The 21,601-nt window shown below is 74.4% G+C and carries 12 protein-coding genes; 11 read left to right on the top strand and 1 reads right to left on the bottom strand.

Features of this window, described 5'->3' with window-relative positions; genetic code table 11:
- Positions 1-2: 2 nt before the first annotated feature.
- The 11 genes from ACZ4QV_RS24030 to ACZ4QV_RS23980 all read left to right on the top strand — a co-directional run bounded on the left by ACZ4QV_RS24030 (position 3) and on the right by ACZ4QV_RS23980 (position 20,452).
- Complete coding sequence (locus ACZ4QV_RS24030) at positions 3-2,468, top strand: VWA domain-containing protein (protein WP_467763403.1); 2,466 nt, start codon at positions 3-5, stop codon at positions 2,466-2,468.
- A 111-nt stretch (positions 2,469-2,579) separates the two neighbouring features.
- Positions 2,580-5,987, top strand: coding sequence for a tubulin-like doman-containing protein (locus ACZ4QV_RS24025; protein WP_361588896.1), 3,408 nt, complete (start codon positions 2,580-2,582; stop codon positions 5,985-5,987).
- Positions 5,984-8,635, top strand: coding sequence for a hypothetical protein (locus ACZ4QV_RS24020; protein ID WP_467763390.1), 2,652 nt, complete (start codon positions 5,984-5,986; stop codon positions 8,633-8,635). The genes ACZ4QV_RS24025 and ACZ4QV_RS24020 overlap by 4 nt, the downstream gene beginning before the upstream one ends.
- Positions 8,636-8,644: 9 nt before the next feature.
- Positions 8,645-9,760 (top strand): protein kinase family protein, encoded by a 1,116-nt coding sequence (locus tag ACZ4QV_RS24015; RefSeq protein WP_361616355.1) that lies wholly within the window; start codon positions 8,645-8,647, stop codon positions 9,758-9,760.
- Positions 9,757-10,851 carry a TRAFAC clade GTPase domain-containing protein gene (locus ACZ4QV_RS24010; RefSeq protein ID WP_361151177.1) on the top strand — a complete coding sequence of 365 codons (1,095 nt, stop codon included), beginning with the start codon at positions 9,757-9,759 and terminating at the stop codon, positions 10,849-10,851. The genes ACZ4QV_RS24015 and ACZ4QV_RS24010 overlap by 4 nt, the downstream gene beginning before the upstream one ends.
- The gene (locus tag ACZ4QV_RS24005; RefSeq protein ID WP_361588905.1) at positions 10,848-12,929 is read left to right on the top strand and encodes a hypothetical protein; all 2,082 of its coding nucleotides are present in this window, start codon (positions 10,848-10,850) and stop codon (positions 12,927-12,929) included. Before ACZ4QV_RS24010 ends, ACZ4QV_RS24005 begins: the two co-directional genes overlap by 4 nt.
- A 125-nt stretch (positions 12,930-13,054) precedes the next feature.
- A complete protein-coding gene (locus ACZ4QV_RS24000) occupies positions 13,055-14,278 on the top strand; it encodes an arginine deiminase (protein WP_361151183.1) in 1,224 nt (407 codons plus the stop codon).
- A gap of 143 nt (positions 14,279-14,421) precedes the next feature.
- Positions 14,422-15,423 (top strand): ornithine carbamoyltransferase, encoded by a 1,002-nt coding sequence (gene argF / locus ACZ4QV_RS23995; RefSeq protein ID WP_361151186.1) that lies wholly within the window; start codon positions 14,422-14,424, stop codon positions 15,421-15,423.
- Between the two features lie 224 nt (positions 15,424-15,647).
- Positions 15,648-17,123 (top strand): amino acid permease, encoded by a 1,476-nt coding sequence (locus ACZ4QV_RS23990; RefSeq protein ID WP_361588908.1) that lies wholly within the window; start codon positions 15,648-15,650, stop codon positions 17,121-17,123.
- Between the two features lie 198 nt (positions 17,124-17,321).
- Positions 17,322-18,149: an enoyl-CoA hydratase family protein gene (locus ACZ4QV_RS23985; RefSeq protein ID WP_361151192.1), complete on the top strand. Its 828-nt coding sequence runs from the start codon at positions 17,322-17,324 to the stop codon at positions 18,147-18,149.
- A 2-nt stretch (positions 18,150-18,151) separates the two neighbouring features.
- A complete protein-coding gene (locus tag ACZ4QV_RS23980; protein ID WP_361588911.1) occupies positions 18,152-20,452 on the top strand; it encodes a bifunctional salicylyl-CoA 5-hydroxylase/oxidoreductase in 2,301 nt (766 codons plus the stop codon).
- Positions 20,453-20,456: 4 nt separating this feature from the next.
- On the opposite strand, the gene ACZ4QV_RS23975 is transcribed toward ACZ4QV_RS23980, so the two are convergent.
- Entirely contained in the window at positions 20,457-21,461 is a 1,005-nt protein-coding gene (locus tag ACZ4QV_RS23975; RefSeq protein ID WP_361151198.1) for a ScbA/BarX family gamma-butyrolactone biosynthesis protein, read from the bottom strand.
- Positions 21,462-21,601 lie beyond the last annotated feature (140 nt).

Here is a 21,601-nt window from a genome sequence, read left to right as displayed (position 1 = left end):
ACATGCCGCACCGGACCGAACCGGCGACCGCGCGGACGCGGCGCAGAGTGCGCCGCGCCACCGTCGCCGCCCTCACCGCGCTCTGCGCGACCGTGCCGCTCGGGCCGCCGCCCGCATGGGCCGCGCCCGCCCCCGCCGCACCGTCCGTGGGCCCCACGCCCGTCGGCTTCTCCGTCGTCGTGGACGCCTCGGCCAGCATCGGCGAGGAGGCGCTGGCCCGCGAGGCGGAAGCGGCCGCGCTGATCGGCCAGGGCGAGATCTCCGACCGGTCCCGGGCGAGCGTCATCGGGTTCGGCAGCGCGGAGAAGGAGGGGCAGCAGCCCGTACGGGAAGTGTGCCCGCCCACCGTCGTCGACGCCGCCGGACGGCAGCGCATCAGCGAATGCGCCCGCCGGCTCACCGACCGCGAGGGCGCCGGTCTCGGCCCCGGAACGGACTTCCCGGCCGCCCTCACCCAGGCCCTGACCCGGCTGAAGGAGACCAGCAGGGAGGGCACGCCCAAGGTCGTCTTCCTGCTCACCGACGGCAGGCTGAACGTCGAGGACAGTCCCGCCTACGGAGCCGACCCCGCCGCCCGGAAGCAGGAGGGCGAGAAGCGGCTGCGCGAGGTCCTCGACCGGGCGCGCCGCGAACAGGTGCAGATCTGGCCGCTGGGCTTCGGCAAGGGCATCGACGAGAAGGCCCTCCGGCAGATGGCCGACGGCGGCTACCGCAACGGCTGTGCCGACGTGCCCGGCTCCCGCCCGCGGCCGGAGGTCGTCGACGGCGCCGCGGACGTGGACAAGGCGCTCCAGAGCGCGTTCGCCGCCGCCCGCTGCGCCCGCGTGGAGGAGGGCACCAGCAGCAAGCCGCCGGGCGAGCTGACGGTGGACATCCCGCCCATCGCGACCGACGGCTCGATCACCGTCACCAAGCGCGACCCGCGGGTGACGGCCACCTACTACGACCCCAAGGGCCGCAAGGTGCCCCTGCAAGGGGACTTCGACGGTTCCCGCTTCGAAGTCAGCGGCCAGGACGGGCCGGTCGAGGCGCTGCGGGTCAAGGACCCGCTGCCCGGCACCTGGCGCGTACGGCTGTCGGCGCCGCCGGGGCACCGGGACCAGCCCGCCACCGTACGGGCCATCTGGCAGGGCGTGCTGCGCTCTTCGGTCACCCTGGAGCCGTCCGCGCCCAGGCCCGGCGAGGACGTCGTCGTACGGATGCGGCTGCAGACCCGGCGCGGCGTGGTGATCACCGACCCCGGACAACTGGCCGGGGTACGGGCCGCCGCCCAGTTGTCCGGTGACGGCTTCGAGCCGGTGGACGTCCCGCTGCGCGACGACGGCGAGGGCCCCGACGACCGGGCGGGCGACGTGCTGTACGGGGCGTCGGTGACGGTGCCGAAGACGGCCACCGGCGCGCTGCGGCTGACCGGCGCGATCGCGGCACCCGGCGTGGTCGGGGACCGGCGGCCCTACGACACCCGGGTGTCCTCGGGTGCCGCGCCCGTGGCGGCCGGAGTGACACTGGAGGGCCACGACGTGCACCCGGGCGGCTCGGTCACCGGCAAGCTGGTCGCGCGGAACAACGACAGCCGTCCGCACACCCTGCGCCTCGGCCTGGCCGACCAGTCCACGGCGGCGGCACTGCGGATCAGCCCGGCCACCGTCACCGTCGCGCCCGGCGCGCAGGAGCCGGTGCCGTTCACCGTGTCCTTCGGCGCGGGCGCGCCGCCGGGGGACGCCGGCGGCCGGATCACCGTCACCGACCGGACCGACGGAGGCCGCGAGATCGGCTCCGCCTTCCTGACCGTCACCGTCACCCCGGCGCCCACCTGGTGGGACCGGTGGTGGTGGGCGGTCATCGGGGGCGCCGGGCTGCTGCTCGCCCTCGCCGCCGTCGTCGCGATCCGCGTCTGGTACGGGGGTGTCCGCAGCTCGCTGGGGGGACTGACGCTGGAACTCCGGCGCGGCGGCCATGTGCTGGACGAACTGGAGGTGCGCGGTCAGCGCACGAAGAAGTTCTGGTTCGCGGTGGAGGAGCCTTCCTCGGACCGCCCCGGCCTGCAGCTCCGCAACAAGCGCGCGGCGCAGGTGTACCGGCTCCGGCGCAAGGGCGAAGGGCTGCGGCTGCGCGGCCCCGACGGCAAGGAACGGACCGTGTCGCGCGGCGCGCCCGCCCGGCTCGCCCACGACCTGGAACTGTCCGTACGCGGCGGAAGCCGGGCGGACCGGGCACCCACGGGCCGGGGGCGTACCGGCCAGGGACGCCGCCCGGGCACGGCGGCCGGCTCCCGCGGTACGGCCGGCCTGTTCGGCGGCCGCACCGGCCGGGGCGGCACCGCGGCACCCGGCGGAGTGAACGGGCGGGGCGGGCGCGGCGCCCCGGCCGACGGCACCGGCCGACCGGCCGGGACGAGCGGCCCGGGCGGCTCGGGCGGCGGTCCAGGCGGAGCGGGCGGATCGTCCGGCTATGACTCCGCGTTCTGAGGCGCCCGCGCCACGGCGCCGAGGCCCGGGCGGCCGCCCGCCCGGACCACCGGCGGCACCACATCTCGCAGCACAGGCCGCCCACGACGGGCGGACGAGGGGAGCGACCACATGAAGATCTACCAGCCCATGCTGTTCGTGGGGCTGGGCGGCACCGGCGCCCGCATCGGCGCCGAACTGGAGCGGAACCTGCGCCGCGAACTGTGCGGCCCGGACGGTACCGACCTGGTCGGCCGCGGCAAGCAACGGGTCCCCTTCCAACTGCCGGACTGCCTGCAGTTCGTCTACGCGGACTTCAGCGAGGCCGAACTGGACCGGCTGCCGCACCTGAGCGCCCGCGGTCCGGAGGCGGCGGCGTACGCCCGTACCTCCCGCGCCGTGCACAACCTGCTGCCCACCTACGACAACTCACCCGAGATGACCCGGATGCTGCGCATCGCGCAGCACGACGAGACCGTGGGCTGGCTGCCGCCACGGGTCGACGAGCCCCGGGTCTCCCCGCTGCACACCGGCGCGGGCCAGCTGCCCACCGTCGGCCGGGCCGCGCTGTTCGCCACCCTGCGCAACGGCCCCGACCAGGTGCTCGGCCCGCTGCGGGCGGCGATCGACGCGCTCAGCAAGTCGGCGGGCGACCTCCAGGAGCTGGGCGGCGGCCAGATCCGCGGCTACGACGTGTTCGTGGCGTTCTCCGTCGCGGGCGGCACCGGCGCCGGCATCTTCTACGACTTCCTGCACCTGCTCGGGCACGCCTTCCACTCGGTGAACCTGCCCGGCGCCAAGATCTACCCGCTGGTCGTGATGCCGTCGGCGTTCCCGCCGGAGGCCGGCGGTGGCCGGGAGGCCGAACTGAACGCCGCACGCGCCCTGGTGGACCTCTCGCACCTGGTCGACGACCAGAACGCGGCGGACGCCACCCCCGACCTCGGCGACGTGGAGCAGCGCGGCTCGCTGAGCGTGAAGTACCCCGACATGGTGCCGGTCAGCCTGCGCACCTCCACCGTCCAGACGGCGTTCCTCTTCAGCCGTACCGCCGGTATGCGCCCCGACGACCTGCGCCGCTCCATCACCGCCATGGTGACCTCGCTGATCGGTACCGACCTGGGCGAGGAGAACGGCCGTGGGCGCGCCGACGACGCCTACCAGTCCTTCGCCGCCAGCTTCGTCAACCGCGGGGCCAGCCGGTCGGCGGCCGCCGCCACCGGCATCGGCCTGCAGGGCATGTCCACCAGCCTCGCGGCCTCCATGACCGTCCCCGTCGACGAACTCGCCGAGATCGTCGCCGCCCGGATGCTGGCCTGCGCCGTCCGCGGTCTGCTGGACCGCGCCCGGCAGGGCGGCGAGGACCACCGCGCCCTCGTCGTCGAGGCGTTCAAGGAGTCCGGCATCGAGGACGTGTGGGTCCGCGAGCCGCGGCCGGTGCGGGCGCCCGAGCAGGTGCCCAAGGGCGTGCGGGCGATCAGCCAGGAGCTGAATCACCGGCGTGCCAACATGGAGCAGCAGTTGCGCGCGCTCGACAAGGATCTCGCCCGCCGCACGGTGGAGAGCGCGGAGCGCTTCAACCCGCGCCGCGGACTGCTGCATCTGCTCAAGGAGCACGACCCGTTCCGGCTGGAGCGGGTGTTCACCGGCAACCCCGGCGACCGCGACCGGGTGGCCCGGGAGGGCTTCTCGGGGATGCTCGACAACCGGCGCAACCGTCCCGAGCGCCCCGAAGGGGTGGAGAACGACGCGCCGCAGGTGCCGAGGATCGGCCGCCGGATGGCCGGCGTGGTGCCCGCGCGCTGGGGCGACCCCGAGGTGGAGAACGCCATCCAGGAGCAGGACGCCTGGTACCGCTGGGCGACCAACCGGACGTGGCACGAGCGGTGGAAGGCGCAGGAGCCCCGCTGGCGGCCGATCGCCGACCGGACCATGAAGGAACTCTCCGCGCTGGTACGCGCCTTCCGCGACCACGAGGAGGGGGAGAACGGCCTGTTCCGCGAGCGGCGCCGGGAGCTGTACCGCGAGGACCGTACGGGCGTGTCGTACCTCCTGCCGCCGCAGAACTCCCTCGACGCGTTCTACGACGACGTCCTGACCCGCCTCCTCCAGCGCGAGGGCATCCCGGACAGCCAGGACGAGGCCACGCTGCTCGTCCGCATCGTCGAACCGCGGCACTGGGAACGCGCCCTGGAAGCCGTCCAGCGCTCGCCGCGCGCCGTCGTCAAGGAGGTCAAGCAGGTCCTGGAGGGCCGGATCAAGAAGCTGTTCGGCGAGGCCGGCGTGCACCACGAGCGGCCGCTGCTGCCCTCCCTCGGCGACCTCCTCGCGGCGGCCTCCGGGGACGAGGAGGCCGCCGACGCGGTCGACGAGAAGTGGCTGGAGCAGTTCCGCTCCCAGCTCGCCGGGCTGCTGCCGGCCGGTTTCACCCCGGACGGCACCGGCAAGCTCAAGACGCTCATCGTCCGCCCGCAGACCAAGGCCAAGGGCAGCGTGGACCGCTTCCTGGAGCAGTCGCTGCTGCTGCCGCGCGACGAGAACCGGCTGCCGCCCGAATTCCGCGCCGTGGTCACCGAGTCGATCACCGTCGTACTGTTCCGCAGCGAGATGAGCCTGACCGACATCTCCGAGGTACGGCAGGTGCTGCGCCTGTGGGGCCGGGCCAGGGACCGGGAGGGCCGCGAGGACCACCTCCAGTGGCGGCAGCGCACCGGCTACCGCGACTCCTGGCTCGCCAGCACGGAGAGCGACCGGCAGCGGGTGCTGCAACGCATGCTGAGCGCCATGTGGAACGGGCGCGTCGAGGTCACCGGCGACCCGCTCTCCCCGGAGTCCGTCTGCTTCCGGCTGCGCGGCGGCGACTCGGCCACCATGACCCTCGCCCTCCAGCCGTACGACCGGGACGTCTCCAGTTGGTCCGACCTGCTGCGGGCGTACGAGCGCTGGGCGCTGCTGGACGCCGGATCGGCGGTCAAGGACTTCTGCTCGGTGCTGATGGAGTCCCTGCCGGAAGGGCTGAGCACCACACCGAGGGAGCCGGACCGGCTGTTCTGGACCTTCCTGCGCCGGGTGGCACCGGCGGAGGCGGCACGGCTGCGGCAACGCGCCCACGACCTGAACGAGGACGAGCAGGACTGGATCGAGCCGCTGTCCCACTTCTGGACCACGACCCTGGACGGCGCCCTGGACCTGCGCTTCCCCAGGAGCCTGCGGGCCAACCGGCCCTCGCTGCGCGCCCTGGCCCAGGCCCAGGCCCAGCTCCGGGAGACCGGCACCGCCGCGTCGCGCCTGCACCGGGCCAACGGCCACGATCCGGCCGGTGACACGCGTACGCGGCACACCCAGCCGTACGAACCGGAACCGCACGAGCCCCCGCCCCCGCGGGCGAAGGACCCGCACGAGCCGCACGAACCGCACACCAAGGAACTGCACGGGTCGCCGGCGAAGCCCGCCGACGCGGACCGCCCGGGAGACGCGGCCGAGCACGACCTGTGGGCCGACCCGTGGGACGAGGAGCCGAGGGAGGAGGACCTGCTGTGAGCGCCCGCACCGCCGCACCGGTCGTCACCCTCGACCTGCGGGGCGACCACGCCGGCCTGGACGGTGCGGACGGCCTGCACAGAGCCGTCCGCACCGCGCTGGGCGGCGCCCCCGCCCAGGAGGCCGAACGCTTCCTGCTCGTGGACACCGCCACCGGACTCACCCGTCACCAGCACGTCTACGAACAGGTCCTCGCCTACGGCACCGGCCACGCGCTGTGCGTCGCCGTCGGCGTCCCGCCCGCGGAACCGGGCGACGGCGTCGCGGTACCGCCCGCGCCGACGCCCTGGGCCCTGGACCGCCCCTCACCGCTGCGCCCACCCGCCGTCGGCGTGCTGTGGATCCTCGACCCGCACGGCGGCACGGCGACCGCCCCCACCCCGGAGGAGGACGACGGCGCGCTGCGCCCGCTCCTCGAAATCCTCGCCGCCCCCGCGGTGTTCGACGCCGTCCTGAACGCGGTGTCGGGGCTGCCCGACGGCGTGGCCGTACCCGCCCTGCGCGTCCTGGAGCACGACCTCTCGCACCCGGCCCGCGACCGGGTCCGGCGGCAGGCGCTGGCCGGCCTGGTCGGCCAGGACGACCCCGGCGGCCGGATCGCGGTCACCGACCCGGAGGCGGGCGGGGTGCCCGCCGTCCTGGCACCCCTGGTCGGCGCCGGGACGACCGAGCCCGTGCACAGCGAGGAATGGCGACGGCCGGGCGGTGAGGCCGACGAGCGCTACTGGGCCTGCGAGTCGGCGCTGCTGAAGGCCGAGGACGCGTACGGGCGGCAGCGCGGCGCGGGCGGTCTGCTGCGCGGCGCGGCCGGGGACGTGGACCTCGCCGAGCGCCTCGACGCGGCCGCGGCGGAACTGACCGCGTACCGCGAGACCGTCGCCGAGACCCTGCGCGACGGGGACGGCGTCGGCCTCCCCCCGGAACAGCGCCGACGGCTGTACGAGCGCGGCATCGACCTGCCCCGCGTGCCGGAGGCCGACCGCGAACGCATCGGCCCCGGCCTGCGCGACTACACCCAGGGCCTGCTGGCGCAGCGGCTGCCGCTGCGCTCGACGGCGGCCCGGCTCGGCGCGGTGGCCGACCTGGCCACGCCCACCGGCAGCGCGGCCCGCCTCGGCCGGCTCGACGAGCTGTGCCCGCCCGGCCTGCCGCGGCGGATGGCCGGGCCCCGGCCGTTCGAGGTGCCCGGCGCGGCCGTCACGGAACTGGCGGGCGGCTGCGCCGTCGCCGCCGCAGCCGGTCTGTGGCCGGGTCCCGGCTGGGTGCTGGGACCGCTGGCGGCGCTGGCCGCCGCCGGGCTGACCACGCTCGCCCTGGCCCGCCGTCCCGGGCGCACCGGGGACGGGCACCTCGACGGCGGCGGACGGTCGGGCGCCCTGGCGCAGGCGGGCGCCGGGCTGCTCGGCGCGGCCGCCGGCATCACCCTGGGCCAGGTGCTCGCGGTGCCGGCGTGGCTCGGACTGAGCACCCTGCTGGTGGCGTTGATCGTGCTGCCGCTGCTGGCGGTGCGCCGCTGGACCGAGGCCCTGGACGTGTGGTGGGCGGCGGGCGGCGGCTCCGAGGGGCGGGACGTCCTGGACTCCCTCGACGGGCTGCTGGCCGACGCCGTCACCCACGACTGGCTGCTCGCGGACGCCCGCCTGTACTGCGCCGACGGCGCGCGGGCGGTGGCCGGGATGATCCGCCGCGCGGCGGCCGCCGCGGAGGGCCGCGATCCCGTACCCGTGGCGGACCGCGACGGCGGCCCGGCGGCCGGCCCGCCGGCCGACGACCTGCTGGACGACGACTGGTTCGGCCCGCCGTACGACCGGAGCGCCGCCGCGCCGGGCGCGTACGACTCCTTCGAGGACGCCGGCCCCCGGTACGACGACTCCACGGCCCAGGGGTGGGACGACTGGGACGACTGGGACGGGGATCCGGAGCCCGGCGGCGGACCGGCCGCCGGCCGCGGCGCCCCCTGGCGCGACCCGCTCGCCGACACGGTGCCGCCGCCCCGGCCGCCGGACAGCGCCGCGGCGTCCGGCCCCGCCGCCCCGGCCGCACCGCCGCCCCACGACATCCCCGTGCCCTGGCTGGAGCGCGAAGCGGGCGACGGCGGGCCCGAACTGGTCGCCACCCTCGTCGGCGACCTCGCCGACGGCGTCGCCGGGCTCCTGGACCCGTACTGGGGCGCCATCGAGCGGGACCCGGGTGCCGCCACCGCCCTGCCCCTCGACCGGGAGGTACGGGCGCTGATCGACGACGAGACCGCACGGCTGGCCCGGGACGGCGTCGCCGCCGCCCCGGCGTTCGCCCGCGACCCCGCGTCCCGGCCGGACCCGGCCGTCCTGCTCGGCCTGGCACCCGACCGGGTCGCCCGGATCCTCCGGGAACACGGCGACGGCACCGGCACGGTGCCGCTCTGCGCGGCCGAACACCGCCGGCTGCTCTCCCGCGACCGGTACGCGGGACGCGGGGTGTGCTTCGCCCCCGACGCGACCCGGCACGCCGAGGACCCCCTCGGCACCGACGACATGGTGTGGACCCCGGCCGGCCGGTACGCGGGCGTCTTCCGGCTGCTGCCGCTGCGTACCGGCTCGGTGCGCACGGTCCGGCTGCGCGACGGCGGCACCACCGGGCCGGAACTGCCCGCGAACGCGAACGAATGAGGGGACGTCATGGACGAGTGGGCGGACCGGCAGGACGCGCCGCGGGCGCCTGACCGCGGGCCGGACGGCGGCACCGAGCCCGAGGACGAGGTGCCCGGGGCGGCCGCCGCGCGGGGCGGCGGCCGCCCGGCCCGCGACCGCGTGGAACTGGCCTTCTTCACGGATGAAGGCTCGCTCGCCCGGCTCCCGGCGGCCTACTGGGGAGACCTGCCGCCCGGACAGCAGCGGCACGGGCTGCGCACCCGGCCGATGACCCTGGGCGAGGACTGGCGGGTGATGCAGTACCGCCTCGCGCACACCGTGCGCGGCGACCACCGGGCCCGCGACCGGCTGGAGGCGGAGGTGGGCGTCGGCCTCGCCGTACGCCGGGCGTTCGGCGACGCCCCGTACCACCGGCTGTTCGCCCGGCTCGGCGGCTACCACCTGGACGTACGGGAGCCGTTCGTCTTCTACGAACCCGCGCGCGGGCGCCCGCTGGCGGCGCTCGCGGGCCGCACCACGGTCAAGGAGCAGGAGCGCATCCGCAGCGAACTGGTGCTGGCCGTACGGCTGCTGGAGGCCGTGGGTGTCGTGCACCGCGGGCTGACCCCGCACTCCGTACGGTGGGACGGCCGCCACGTCCGGCTGCCCGAGCCCGGTCTGGCCACCCGCGCCGGGCACCCCCGCGAGGCGCTGGGCGAGGCACCCTGGGCCTCGCCGGAGCAGCGTGCCGGGCACGGCGCCGCGGACCCGCGCGACGACCTGTGGAGCGTGGCCCAGATGATGTACCACCTGGTCACCGGCCGCGAAGGGGAGCCGGACGGGCCGCCGCGCGACCTGGCGCGGCTGCCCGCGCTCGGCGTGCTGTCCACCGCCTTCGCGCCCAGGGCGGCGGAGCGCGGTCACCCCGTCGAGGTGCTGCGGATGCTCAACCGGCAGGACCCGCTCCAGAGCCGCCCCCTGCCGGCCGACCCCCTGGAGCCGGGGCGCCGCGCCTTCGACGAAGAACTGTCGCGCAAAAGAACGGAGTTGAGACTGAACGGCGACCAGGAGGCGGCGGCGGGAAACGGCGCCCGGGCGCCGGGCCGCGGGCTGCGCGCCGCCCTGTTCGGCACCGGCCGTACGGGCACGGGAGGGCGCCGGTGAGCACGTGGGAAGAAGAGTCCGGCGCCCGGCGCGTGGTGTGTCCGCACTGCCTCGACACGATCCATTACGACAGGACGCGGCTGTTCGTGCGGGATCACGAGAACAACTTCGTCTCCCGTGACATCGAGAACGACGACAACGAGCTGCGTCGCGAGGACGCCCTGCGCGAGGCCTTCCAGGAGTGCTCCAACTCGGGCGGCATGCAGCGTCACTTCCTGCCTGCGCCCTACCTCCGCAACGGCGAACCCCTGACCGTGGCCCTGGTCGGCAGCTCCCGCGCCGGCAAGACCCATCTGCTCGCCTCGATGATCGGCGAGGTGGAGCGCGGCGCGCTGGACGCCCACGGCCTCAAGGCCACTGCGCTGCACACCGATTCGCACCGCTCCTACCTCGACGAGCGGGTGCTCAAGCTGCGGGCCGGCGAGCTGCTGGCGCACACCGAGCAGACGGACTTCGCGGAGTTCGCCGACGGGTTGCTGGTCAGCGGGGGCGGCACGGACCGACCCCGGCCCGTGGTCTTCTTCGACCTGTCGGGCGAGGACCTGGAACGCACCGGCCGGGTGACCCGGTTCCTCGCCGCCGTCGACGCGTTCCTCTTCGTGGTCGACCCGCTGCGCGCGCTGCCGCTGCCGTACCTGGACGCCGTACGCGAACGCACCAAGCAGCGCACCGACGACCTCGGCGACCGCTCGTTCGGCACCGTGCTGGACCGGTTGCCGCGCCACGGGCGGCCGTACGTGGACAAGGCGGCCGCGGTCGTCGTGGGCAAGAGCGACCTGATCCGCTTCGAGCCGGCCGTGGCGCGCTGGCTGACCGCACCCGAGAGCGCCCGGCCGACGGCCCGGGCCCTGCGCGAGGAGAGCCGTGACGTGTACGCCTTCCTGCGCCACCACGGCGGGCCCGCCTGGCTCAAACCGTTCAGCGACTGCGCGCGGTGCACCCTGCACTTCGCGTCGGCCACCGGCGGCCAGGAGGACGCGGGCGGCTTCCCCCAGGGCGTACGGCCGAGGCGGGTGCTCGCCCCGCTGCTGTCGATCTTCGCGATGTGCGGGCTCCTGCCGGGAGCCGATTCCCAGGAGGTGGGACTGTGAGCGGGACCGACGCGCCGGTGCACCAGATCGTCTTCCGCTGGGACGCGGACCTCGCCGTCGGCGGCGCGGGCGTCGGCCCGGTCGCCTGGTCGGGCAACCGGGACGGGCTGGGGCCCATCTACCGCAAGGTCGCCACGCTGCTGAGCGTGCCCGGCGACGGGGCCCGCGAGAGCCTGGCCCGGGTGGAGCTGCGGGGGGAGCGGGGAGCCGAGAGTTCGGTCCTGCTGATTCGCCGCATCCCCGGCCAGGATCACGGCGGCCGTCCCACCACCTGTTCCCACGCGCTGCTGGGCAGCCCGTCCGTGCTGACGCCCGGCCGCTGCCTGGGCCTGCACTCCTGGCGCTGGGAGGGCAGCGGCATCGACCTGCTGGAGGCCGAGGGGCGGTCCCTGGAGTGCGTACCGGCCCAGGCCCTGCGGGCGGCCACCGAGCGGGCGGCGCCGGAACTCACCGAGCGGGCCCGTCTGTTCGACGCGGAACTGACGACGGTGCTCGCCGGGCGCCTGCGCGAACCGCGGCAGCGGCTCTCCGTGCGGGACCACACCGGCGGTGACGGCCCGGTCCACGTTCTGTGGGCGTTGTGGAACCTGACCGGCCGGGCGCTGCCCGGCTGGTCGTTCGCCACCCACGACACCCGGGACGGCGGACCGTTCCGTTACGTCTTCGTCCCGCGCTGGCCCGTGTCGGCCACTCAGGACCAGCAGTTGACCCGCCTGGACCCCGCCCGTCCGGACCACGGTGACCCGGCCGGAGAGGCCGCCGCCGGGCTGGCCGAGCACTACATGGAGATCCGCCACGACCCCGGCGCGCTGCGCGAGACCCGTCGCGCTCTGGCCGAGCTGCACGTCTTCGAGAAGGAACGCCTCGACGAGCGGGTACGCCTGGTGCACGAGGCACTGAAGTGGCTCAGTCACGCCGGGGACCACCGCCGCACCCGCACCGGCCGGACGGCCGAGCCACGTGAACCGCTGTACGACCGGGCCCGGGAGGAGCAGCGGTACGACAGCGCGGCGTACGGCGGCCAGCCGTACGACGCCACGGTGTTCGACAACATGCGGCAGGATCAGGACCAGGAGCGGCCGACGCGCCGCCGCACACCGGACCAGGGCCGGGACCAGGACTGGGACAGGGATCGCGGTCAGGATCGGGATCAGGGTCAGGACCGGGACCGGGGCCGGGGCCGAGATCGCGGCCAGGACCGAGGCCACGATCGGGACCATGACCGCCAGGCGTACGAACGGTCCCGCGACGGAGGGGACGGCCGGTCCTACGACCGGCCCGCCTCACCGGCCGTCCGGGCCGACGCCGGGCTCGCCCGCGGGGTGAGCGCCCAGGTGCTCGACGACGTCCTGCGCCGCGACGGCACGGAGGCCGGGGAGTACCTGGCCAACAGTGCGGACCGGGTGCTCCTGGAGGTGCTCGGCGGCGGCCTCCCCGCCCAGCAGGCCGACCGCGTGGCCCGGGTGCTGATCCTCCGGGCTCCGCACCGCTCCGCCGCCGACGCCCACGAGCTCGGCGAACGGCTGCTCCGGGCCCGGCTGTTCCTCGGCCCGCACGGGGACCGCCGTGCCGAGTACCCGGTCACCGGGCCGGCCGACCAGGGGCGGGTGCACACCGCCGTGCGCCTGTACGACGGGCTGGTGCGTCCGTACGGCGACCAGGGCCAGATCCCTGCCCTGCTGCGCCAGGTCCTGCCGGACCTGTGGAACGGCGACCAAGGACTGGGCCGTGAGGCGCTGGGGCACCTGCTCGACGACGGCAGGCCCACCGGTTTCGGTGAGCAGGGCTGGCGGGCGCTGTTCGGGGCCGCGACACACACCGTCCCGGAGACGACGGCGGCCTCCTCGGTGCGGGAAGAGCCGCGGCGAGGCGTCCGCGGGTTCGCCGGCCGGAGCGCCGGACGCGGCCTCCGGTCCTGGGTACCGCGCTCCCGCGGCGGCCGCGCGCCGGGCGGCGCACGGGACCCGGACCCGGACCGGGACGAGGCTCCGGCCGGCCGGATATGGGTCGGCGCGCTCCTCATGGTGGTGGCCGTAGCCGTGATCATGATCGCCGTCATCGCCCTGACGGGTTCCTAGGCGGCCTGCCCGCCCGGTACGCCCCGCGCCGGGGCCCGGACCACGGTCGTACGGCGGACGCGGAAACCCGTGGCGCGGCCGTTCCGTGACCCTCCGTCGGGGCCTTCAGCGGCGAAGATGGGGACATGGGATTCCATGTCGACTCCGAGGCCGGGCGGCTGCGCCGCGTCATCCTGCACCGCCCCGATCTGGAGCTGAAGCGACTCACCCCGACCAACAAGGACGCCCTGCTCTTCGACGACGTGCTGTGGGTGCGCCGGGCGCGTGCCGAGCACGACGCCTTCGCGGACATCCTCCGGGACCGGGGGGTCGAGGTGCACCTGTTCGCGGATCTGCTGGCCGAGACCCTTCAGGTTCCCGAGGCCCGGACGCTCGTCCTGGACCGGGTCTTCCACGAGAAGGAGTACGGACCGCTGGCCACCGACCACCTGCGGGCCGTCTTCGACGCGATGGCCGTCCCCGAGCTGGTGGAGGCGCTGGTCGGCGGGATGACCAAGCGGGAGTACCTGGCGGCGCACCCGGAGCCCACCTCGGTCCGCTTCCATGTGATGGACCTCGACGACTTCGTACTGCGCCCGCTGCCCAACCACCTCTTCACCCGCGACACCTCGGCGTGGGTCTACGACGGGGTGTCCATCAACGCCATGCGCTGGCCGGCCCGGCAGCGCGAGACCGTGCACTACGAGGCGATCTACCGGCACCACAAGCTGTTCCGCGGCGGCGGCTTCAACGTCTGGTCGGAGGGCCAGGCGGCCTATCCGTCGACCATCGAGGGCGGCGACGTGCTGGTGCTCGGCAACGGGGCCGTGCTGATCGGGATGAGCGAGCGGACCACCCCGCAGGCGGTCGAGATGCTGGCGCGCGGTCTGTTCGCGGCGGGGTCGGCCCGGACGATCGTGGCGCTGGACATGCCCAAGCGGCGGGCGTTCATGCACCTGGACACGGTCATGACGATGGTGGACGGCGGAACGTTCACGCAGTACGCGGGGCTGGGGATGCTGCGCTCCTACACGATCGAGCCGGGCGCCGGTGACCAGGAGCTGAAGGTCACCGACCACCCGCCGGAGCACATGCACCGGGCCATGGCGGCGGCGCTGGGCCTGGACGACATCCGGGTGCTGACCGCGACGCAGGACGTGCACGCGGCCGAGCGTGAGCAGTGGGACGACGGCTGCAACGTGCTGGCCGTCGAGCCGGGCGTGGTGGTGGCGTACGAGCGCAACGTCACCACCAACACCTTCCTGCGCAAGCGCGGCATCGAGGTCATTACCATTCCGGGCAGCGAGCTGGGGCGCGGCCGGGGCGGACCGCGCTGCATGAGCTGCCCGGTGGAACGCGACCCCGTGTAGGGGAGGAGCGGCCCGCGGCGGGGAAGAACAGCGGGAGGGTGCGGCGCCCTTACGGGCCGGGACCGGCGGCCTCTCTGTATAGAGATACGGGCTGTCGTATACACTTCCAACGTCCCGATCGCCGCGACCTAGGAGCCCACCCCATGGCGACAGACCTCAAGGGCCGCCACTTCCTCAAGGAGCTGGACTTCGGCGCCGAGGAGTTCCACGGCCTCGTCGACCTGGCCGCCGAGCTGAAGGCCGCCAAGCGCGCGGGCGAGGAGGTCGCGCGCCTGCGGGGCCGCAACATCGCCCTGATCTTCGAGAAGACCTCCACCCGCACCCGCTGCGCCTTCGAGGTCGCCGCCGCGGACCAGGGTGCCTCGACCACCTATCTGGACCCCGCCGGGTCGCAGATCGGGCACAAGGAGTCGGTGCGGGACACCGCCCGGGTCCTCGGCCGGATGTTCGACGCCATCGAGTACCGGGGCAGCTCGCAGTCGGTCGTCGAGGAGCTGGCCGCGTACGCCGGCGTCCCGGTCTTCAACGGCCTGACCGACGAGTGGCACCCCACCCAGATGCTCGCCGACGTGCTCACGATCAAGGAGCACGTGCCCGGCCGCCCGCTGACCGAGGTCACCCTCGCCTACCTGGGCGACGCCCGCTACAACATGGGCAACTCCTACCTGATCACCGGCGCGCTGCTCGGCATGGACGTACGCATCGTCGCGCCCGAGGGCCTGTGGCCGGACGAGGAGGTCGTCACCCGGGCCAAGGAGCTGGCCGCGCACAGCGGTGCCCGCGTCACCATCACCGCGGACGTGACCGAGGGCGTGCGCGGCGCGGACTTCGTCGCGACCGACGTATGGGTCTCGATGGGTGAACCCAAGGAGGTCTGGGACGAGCGGATCGCGCTGCTCGGTGCCTACGCCGTCACGATGGACGTGCTGCGCGCCACCGGCAACCCGGACGTGAAGTTCCTGCACTGCCTGCCCGCCTTCCACGACCTGGGCACCGCCGTGGGCCGGGAGATCTTCGAGCGGCACGGTCTGACCTCCCTGGAGGTCACCGACGAGGTCTTCGAGTCGGCGCACTCCGTCGTCTTCGACGAGGCGGAGAACCGGCTGCACACGATCAAGGCGGTCCTGGTCGCCACCATGGCCTGAGAGCCGTCGCCACGGCCGCGCGGCCCGGCGTCGCGCGGCCCCGCGCGCCCGTATTGCATGGCTATACGACCCCATGGGCGATCATGCAGGCATACGGGCTACCATCGAACGGACGCACGGGAACGGGCCCACCGGCCCCGGCCCCGCCCGGTACGCGGCCCACCCCGCCGCGCACCGCACCAGGCACCACGCACCACGCTCCACCAGAGATGAGAACCACCCCCATGCCTCCGTCAGGTCCGTCCGGACTGCGCATCAAGTCCCCCGACGTCCTCGTCGCCGAATCCGGCGCGGATCTCGAAGGCCACGGCCTCAAGCGCACCATGGGGCTCTTCCAGCTCGTGTGCTTCGGCATCGGCGCCATCGTCGGCACCGGCATCTTCGTCGGCCTGTCCGACACCGTCGCCCGGTCCGGCCCCGCCGTCCTCGTCTCCTTCGTGCTCGCCGCCGTCACCTGCGTCTTCACCGCCTTCTCCTTCGCGGAGCTGGGCGGCGCGATCCCGGTGTCCGGCAGTTCCTACTCCTACGCGTACGCCACGCTCGGCGAGCGCACCGCGTTCCTCGTCGGCTGGTGCCTGCTGCTGGAGTACGGCGTCTCCGTCTCGGCCGTCGCCGTCGGCTGGGGGCAGTACCTGAACGAGCTGCTGAACAGCCTCGTCGGCTGGCAGCTGCCCGCCGCCCTGTCCAGCCCGCCCGGCGACGGCGGCATCGTCAACATCCCGGCCGTCGTGGTGATGCTGCTGGCCGCGGTGCTGCTGGTGCGCGGCATCCGCGAGAGCGCCCGTGCGACCGCCGCGATGGCCGTGCTGAAGCTGGGCGTCCTCGTCCTGTTCTGCGCCATCGCCTTCACGGCCTTCCAGGACGGCAACCTCACGCCGTTCGCCCCCGAGGGGATCGCCGGCGTCACCTCCGGCGCTTCGGTCGCCTTCTTCTCCTACATCGGCTTCGACGCGATCACCACGGCGGGCGAAGAGGTGAAGAACCCGCGCCGGAACATTCCCACCGCGATCATGATCTGCATCGGTCTGGTGACCGTCCTGTACTGCGTGGTCGCGCTCTCCGCCATCGGCGCGCTCTCCGCCGACGAGGTCGGCGACAAGCCCGCGGCCCTGTCACTCGTCGTCAACCAGGTCACCGGCTCCGCCGTCGGCGGGGGCGTCATCGCCTTCGGCGCGGTCGTCGCCATCGCCTCCGTCGTCCTGGCCGTCATGTACGGACAGACCCGCATCCTGATGTCGATGTCCCGTGACGGGCTCGTCCCGCGGGTCTTCGAACGGATCTCGCCGAAGACCTCCACCCCTGTGGCGGGCACCTGGATCGTGGCCGTGCTCTTCGCGGTACCGGCCGCGGTGGTCCCGCTGGACGTCGTCATGAATCTGACGACCATCGGCACGCTCGCCGTGATGGCCGTGGTCAACGTCAGCGTCATGGTGCTCCGCCGCACCCGCCCCGGCCTGCCGCGCCGCTTCCGGGTGCCGCTCTTCCCGCTCAGCCCGGTGCTGGGCATCGCCTTCTGCGGCTACCTGATCTACGGGACGGGTCCGGCGACCTGGCTCCAGTTCGCCGGGTTCCTGGTGGTCGGCGCGCTCGTCTACGCGCTGTACGGGCGGCGGAACTCCCGGCTGGGGCGGAGCGGTGCGGAACCCGCCGGCGACGGCCGGGAAACCGCCGCCGCGGGCCACCGCGGCACGGTCGGCTGACGGGAGCGCCGCACCACTGCGGCAGCCGGGCGAGCAGGCCCCGCAGCGCGCAGGCGCTCATTCCGCTTCCGCCGCGCCCGCCTCCGACGCCACCGGCCGGTTATCGCGCACTCGTGACGACAGTCACGTAACGGTGATAGCTTCGAAGCGCGATTGCGTGTCTGCACCAGCCGTCCGGCTGAAGGGGGCAGTTGCCCGATGAGCCCGTTCACAGGTTCCGCCCGTACCACCGACGCATGGCAGCACATCCGCGTGACCAGGGAAGACGGCATCGTCACCGTCACCCTCGCGCGCCCGGACAAGCTCAACGCGCTCACCTTTGAAGCCTATGCCGACCTGCGGGACCTGCTCACCGAGCTGTCCAGGGAACGGTCCGCGCGCGCCCTCGTCCTCGGCGGCGAAGGCCGCGGCTTCTGCTCCGGCGGCGACGTCGACGAGATCATCGGCGCCACGCTCGCCATGGACACCGCACAGTTGCTCGACTTCAACCGGATGACCGGCCAGGTCGTCCGGGCCGTACGGGAGTGCCCGTTCCCCGTGATCGCCGCGGTGCACGGGGTCGCGGCGGGCGCCGGTGCCGTGCTCGCCCTGGCCGCCGACTTCCGTGTCGCCGACCCCTCGGCCCGCTTCGCCTTCCTCTTCACCAAGGTCGGCCTCTCCGGCGGCGACATGGGCGCCGCCTACCTGCTGCCGCGCGTGGTCGGCCTCGGCCACGCGACCCGGCTGCTGATGCTCGGCGAACCGGTCCGCGCCCCCGAGGCCGAGCGCATCGGCCTGCTCAGCGAACTGGCCGAGGAGGGCCGCGCGGACACCGCCGCGCACCTCCTCGCCCAGCGGCTCGCCGAAGGGCCCGCGCTCGCCCACGCCCAGACCAAGGCGCTGCTCACCGCCGAACTGGACATGCCGCTGGGCGCCGCCGTCGAGATGGACGCCGCCACCCAGGCGCTGCTGATGAACAGCGCCGACTACGCCGAGTTCCACGCCGCCTTCACCGAGAAGCGGCCCCCGAAGTGGCAGGGGAAGTAGGGGTGGCCGCCCGGAAGGTGGCCGTCATCGGGGGCGGCCCGGGCGGCCTGTACGCCGCCGCCCTCCTCAAGCGCCTGGACCCGGACCGCGACATCACCGTCTGGGAGCGCAACGCCCCCGACGACACCTTCGGCTTCGGCGTCGTGCTGTCCGACGAGACCCTCGGCGGCATCGAACACGCCGACCCGCAGGTTCACCGCGCGCTCCAGCGCGAGTTCGTCCGCTGGGACGACATCGACATCGTGCACCGCGGGCACGCTCTGACCTCCGGCGGGCACGGCTTCGCCGCCCTCGGCCGCCGTACGCTGCTGCGCATCCTCCACGAGCGCTGCCGAGCCCTCGGCGTACGGCTGAACTTCCGTACCCAGGCCCCGCCCGCCGCCGAACTCGCCGCCACGCACGATCTGGTGATCGCGGCCGACGGCGTGCACAGCCTCACCCGCGCCGCCCACGCCGACGTCTTCCGGCCCCGCGTCACCACCCACCGCTGCCGCTACATCTGGCTCGCCGCCGACTTCGCCCTCGACGCGTTCCGCTTCGAGATCGCTGAGACCGAGCACGGCGTCGTCCAACTGCACGGCTACCCGTACGCCCGGGCGAGCACCGAGCCCCCGTACGGCGCCAGCACCGTGATCGTCGAGCTGCGCGAGGAGGTCTGGCGCCGGGCCGGCCTGGACCGCTGCGACGAACGGGAGTCCGCCGAATGGTGCGCCAAGGTCTTCGCCGACGCGCTGAGCGGCCGCCCGCTGCGCTCCAACAACTCCGCCTGGACCGCGTTCCGTACCGTCGTCAACGAGCGCTGGTCGCACGGCCGTACGGTCCTGCTGGGTGACGCCGCGCACACCGCGCACTTCTCCATCGGCTCCGGCACCAAACTGGCCGTCGAGGACGCCCTGGCCCTGGCCGCCTGCCTGGAGGAGCACGCCGGTCTCCCCGAGGCGCTGGCCGCGTACGAGGCCGAGCGGCAACCGGTCGTCGCCTCCACCCAGCGGGCCGCCCGCGCCAGCCTCGCCTGGTTCGAGGAACTGGCGGAGTACGTCGGCCAGCCGCCCCGCCGGTTCGCCTTCAACCTGCTCACCCGCAGCCGCCGCGTCACCCACGACAACCTGCGGCTGCGCGACCCGGCCTTCGTCGCGGCGGTCGAGGAGGAGGCCGGCGTCCCGGACGGCACGCCGCCCATGTTCACCCCCTTCGAGCTGGGCGGCCTGACCCTGCGCAACCGGGTCGTCGTCTCCCCGATGGACATGTACTCCGCCGACGGCGACGGCACGCCGGGCGACTTCCATCTCGTCCACCTCGGCGCCCGCGCGCTCGGCGGCGCCGGACTGGTGATGACCGAGATGGTCTGCGTCAGCCCCGAGGGCCGCATCACGCCCGGCTGCACGGGCCTGTACGCACCGGAACACGAGACGGCCTGGCGCCGGGTCACCGACTTCGTGCACGCGCAGTCGCCCGGCACCGCCATCGGCGTCCAGCTCGGCCACTCCGGCCGCAAGGGCTCCACCCGCCTCATGTGGGACGGCATCGACCAGCCGCTGCCCGACGGCAACTGGCCGCTCGTGGCGCCCTCCGCGCTGCCGTACCGCCCCGGCGTCAACCAGATACCGCACGCCCTGACCGCACCCGAGTTGGCCGGCGTCCGCGAGCAGTTCGTACGGTCCGCACGCTCCGCCGCCCGCGCCGGCTTCGACCTCCTCGAACTGCACTGCGCCCACGGCTACCTGCTCTCCGGCTTCCTCTCCCCGCTCACCAACCGGCGCGCCGACGCGTACGGCGGCGACCTCACCGCCCGGCTGCGCTTCCCGCTGGAGGTCTTCGACGCGGTACGCGCCGTCTGGCCAGCCGAGCGGCCCATGACCGTACGGATCTCCGCCACCGACTGGGCCGAGGGCGGCACCACCGCCGAGGACTCGGTGGAGATCGCCCGCGCCTTCGCCGCCCACGGCGCCGCCGCCATCGACGTCTCGACCGGCCAGGTCGTCCCCGACGAGCAGCCCGAGTACGGCCGCTCCTACCAGACCCCGTTCGCCGACCGCATCCGCAACCGCCTGGGCGTCCCGGTGATCGCGGTGGGCGCCGTCTCCTCCTGGGACGACGTCAATTCCCTGGTCCTGGCCGGCCGCGCCGATCTGTGCGCCTTGGCCCGCCCCCATCTGTACGACCCGCACTGGACCCTGCACGCGGCCGCCGAACAGGGCTACACCGGGCCGGGAGCGCCGTGGCCCCTGCCGTACCGCGCCGGCAGCCGCACCCCGCCCACCGGCCGTACGGACGCGCCGAAGCCGCGGCTGACGCTGGGGTGAGCGGTCAGCCGGTGGGGGTGGGCCGGCCGGGGGCGGACCGGCTCGCGGTGCGGGCCGTGAAGACGGACCGGCCGTTCTGCTGGATGTCGATGTCGAGGAGGCGGCGGCCCCGTCCGTCGTGGCCGGGGGTCACCTCGACCCAGCACGGGGCGTCCAGTTCGCCGTAGCGGTGGAAGGAGCACTCCATGTCGGCGGGCAGCGAGAAGCCGGGGCCGGCGGCGGCGTGCGCGGCCTGCCGGGCGGCCTCCACCATCAGCATGCCCGGGGCGTGGTCCACGGGGTGGTCGAAGAGCACCGGGTGCGCGGTGTTCACCCGCAACTGCCAGCGGTTGGCGTGGCCGGTGGGGGAGAGGACCACGTCGTGGGTGCGGTCGCGTGCCACGAGGCGGGGCGCGACCGGCTCGGCCAGGTCCAGGGTGCGGGCGTTGGCCCGCTGGAGGTCGCTGTACTCGCCGCGCAGCCGGCGGTAGACGGCGGGGGTCTGACAGGCGAAGTGCAACTCGGCGGTGGCCAGCTCGGCGCCGTCCCGCAGGACGTGGTACCGCAGTCGCGCGCCCGCCAGCCGCCTGCCGCGGTACAGCAGGGCGTGGTCGGTGATGTGCAGTTCTATCTCGGCGGGAGCGCCGGTGACGCGCAGCGCCTCGGGATGGACGGAGTACCGCAGGTCCTGCCAGATGATCGGGTGGTCGAGCGGTACGCCGTGTGCCACGTGGGCCAGCAGGATGCTCGCCTGCCGCATCGTCTCCACCAGCAGCATCGGGTCGTGCAGACCGTCGACGGGGCCGTAGAAACTGTGCGCCCGCGGCCACTGGGCGCTCACCACCCAGGCCCCGGACCCCGCCCGGCGCCAGTCGGTCAGGAACACCTCGGACACGGCGGTCCGGTGCACGTACTGCCGGGGCACGGTCGTCGTCAGCGGCGGCAGGTCCGAGAGGCTGCGGTGCTCCCGTCCGGCGGACGGACGGTGGTCTGCTGCGGTGGACGGCGCGGTGAGCGTGGCGCTGGCCATGCGGATTCCTTCCCTGGTAGCGGCTCACTCCGCTCGGACGGAGTGGGCCTCGGTGGCGGACCGACGCGGCCTAAGATACAAACCGGATGGTTTGTTTTCTAGTGCTTCCACCGGCTTTCTTACCAAGAGTGGCGGCCGGT

Source organism: Streptomyces sp. NPDC026394 (assembly GCF_055567735.1).
The sequence above is the reverse complement of the archived record's forward strand: the minus strand, read 5'-3'. Positions and strand labels throughout refer to the sequence as shown.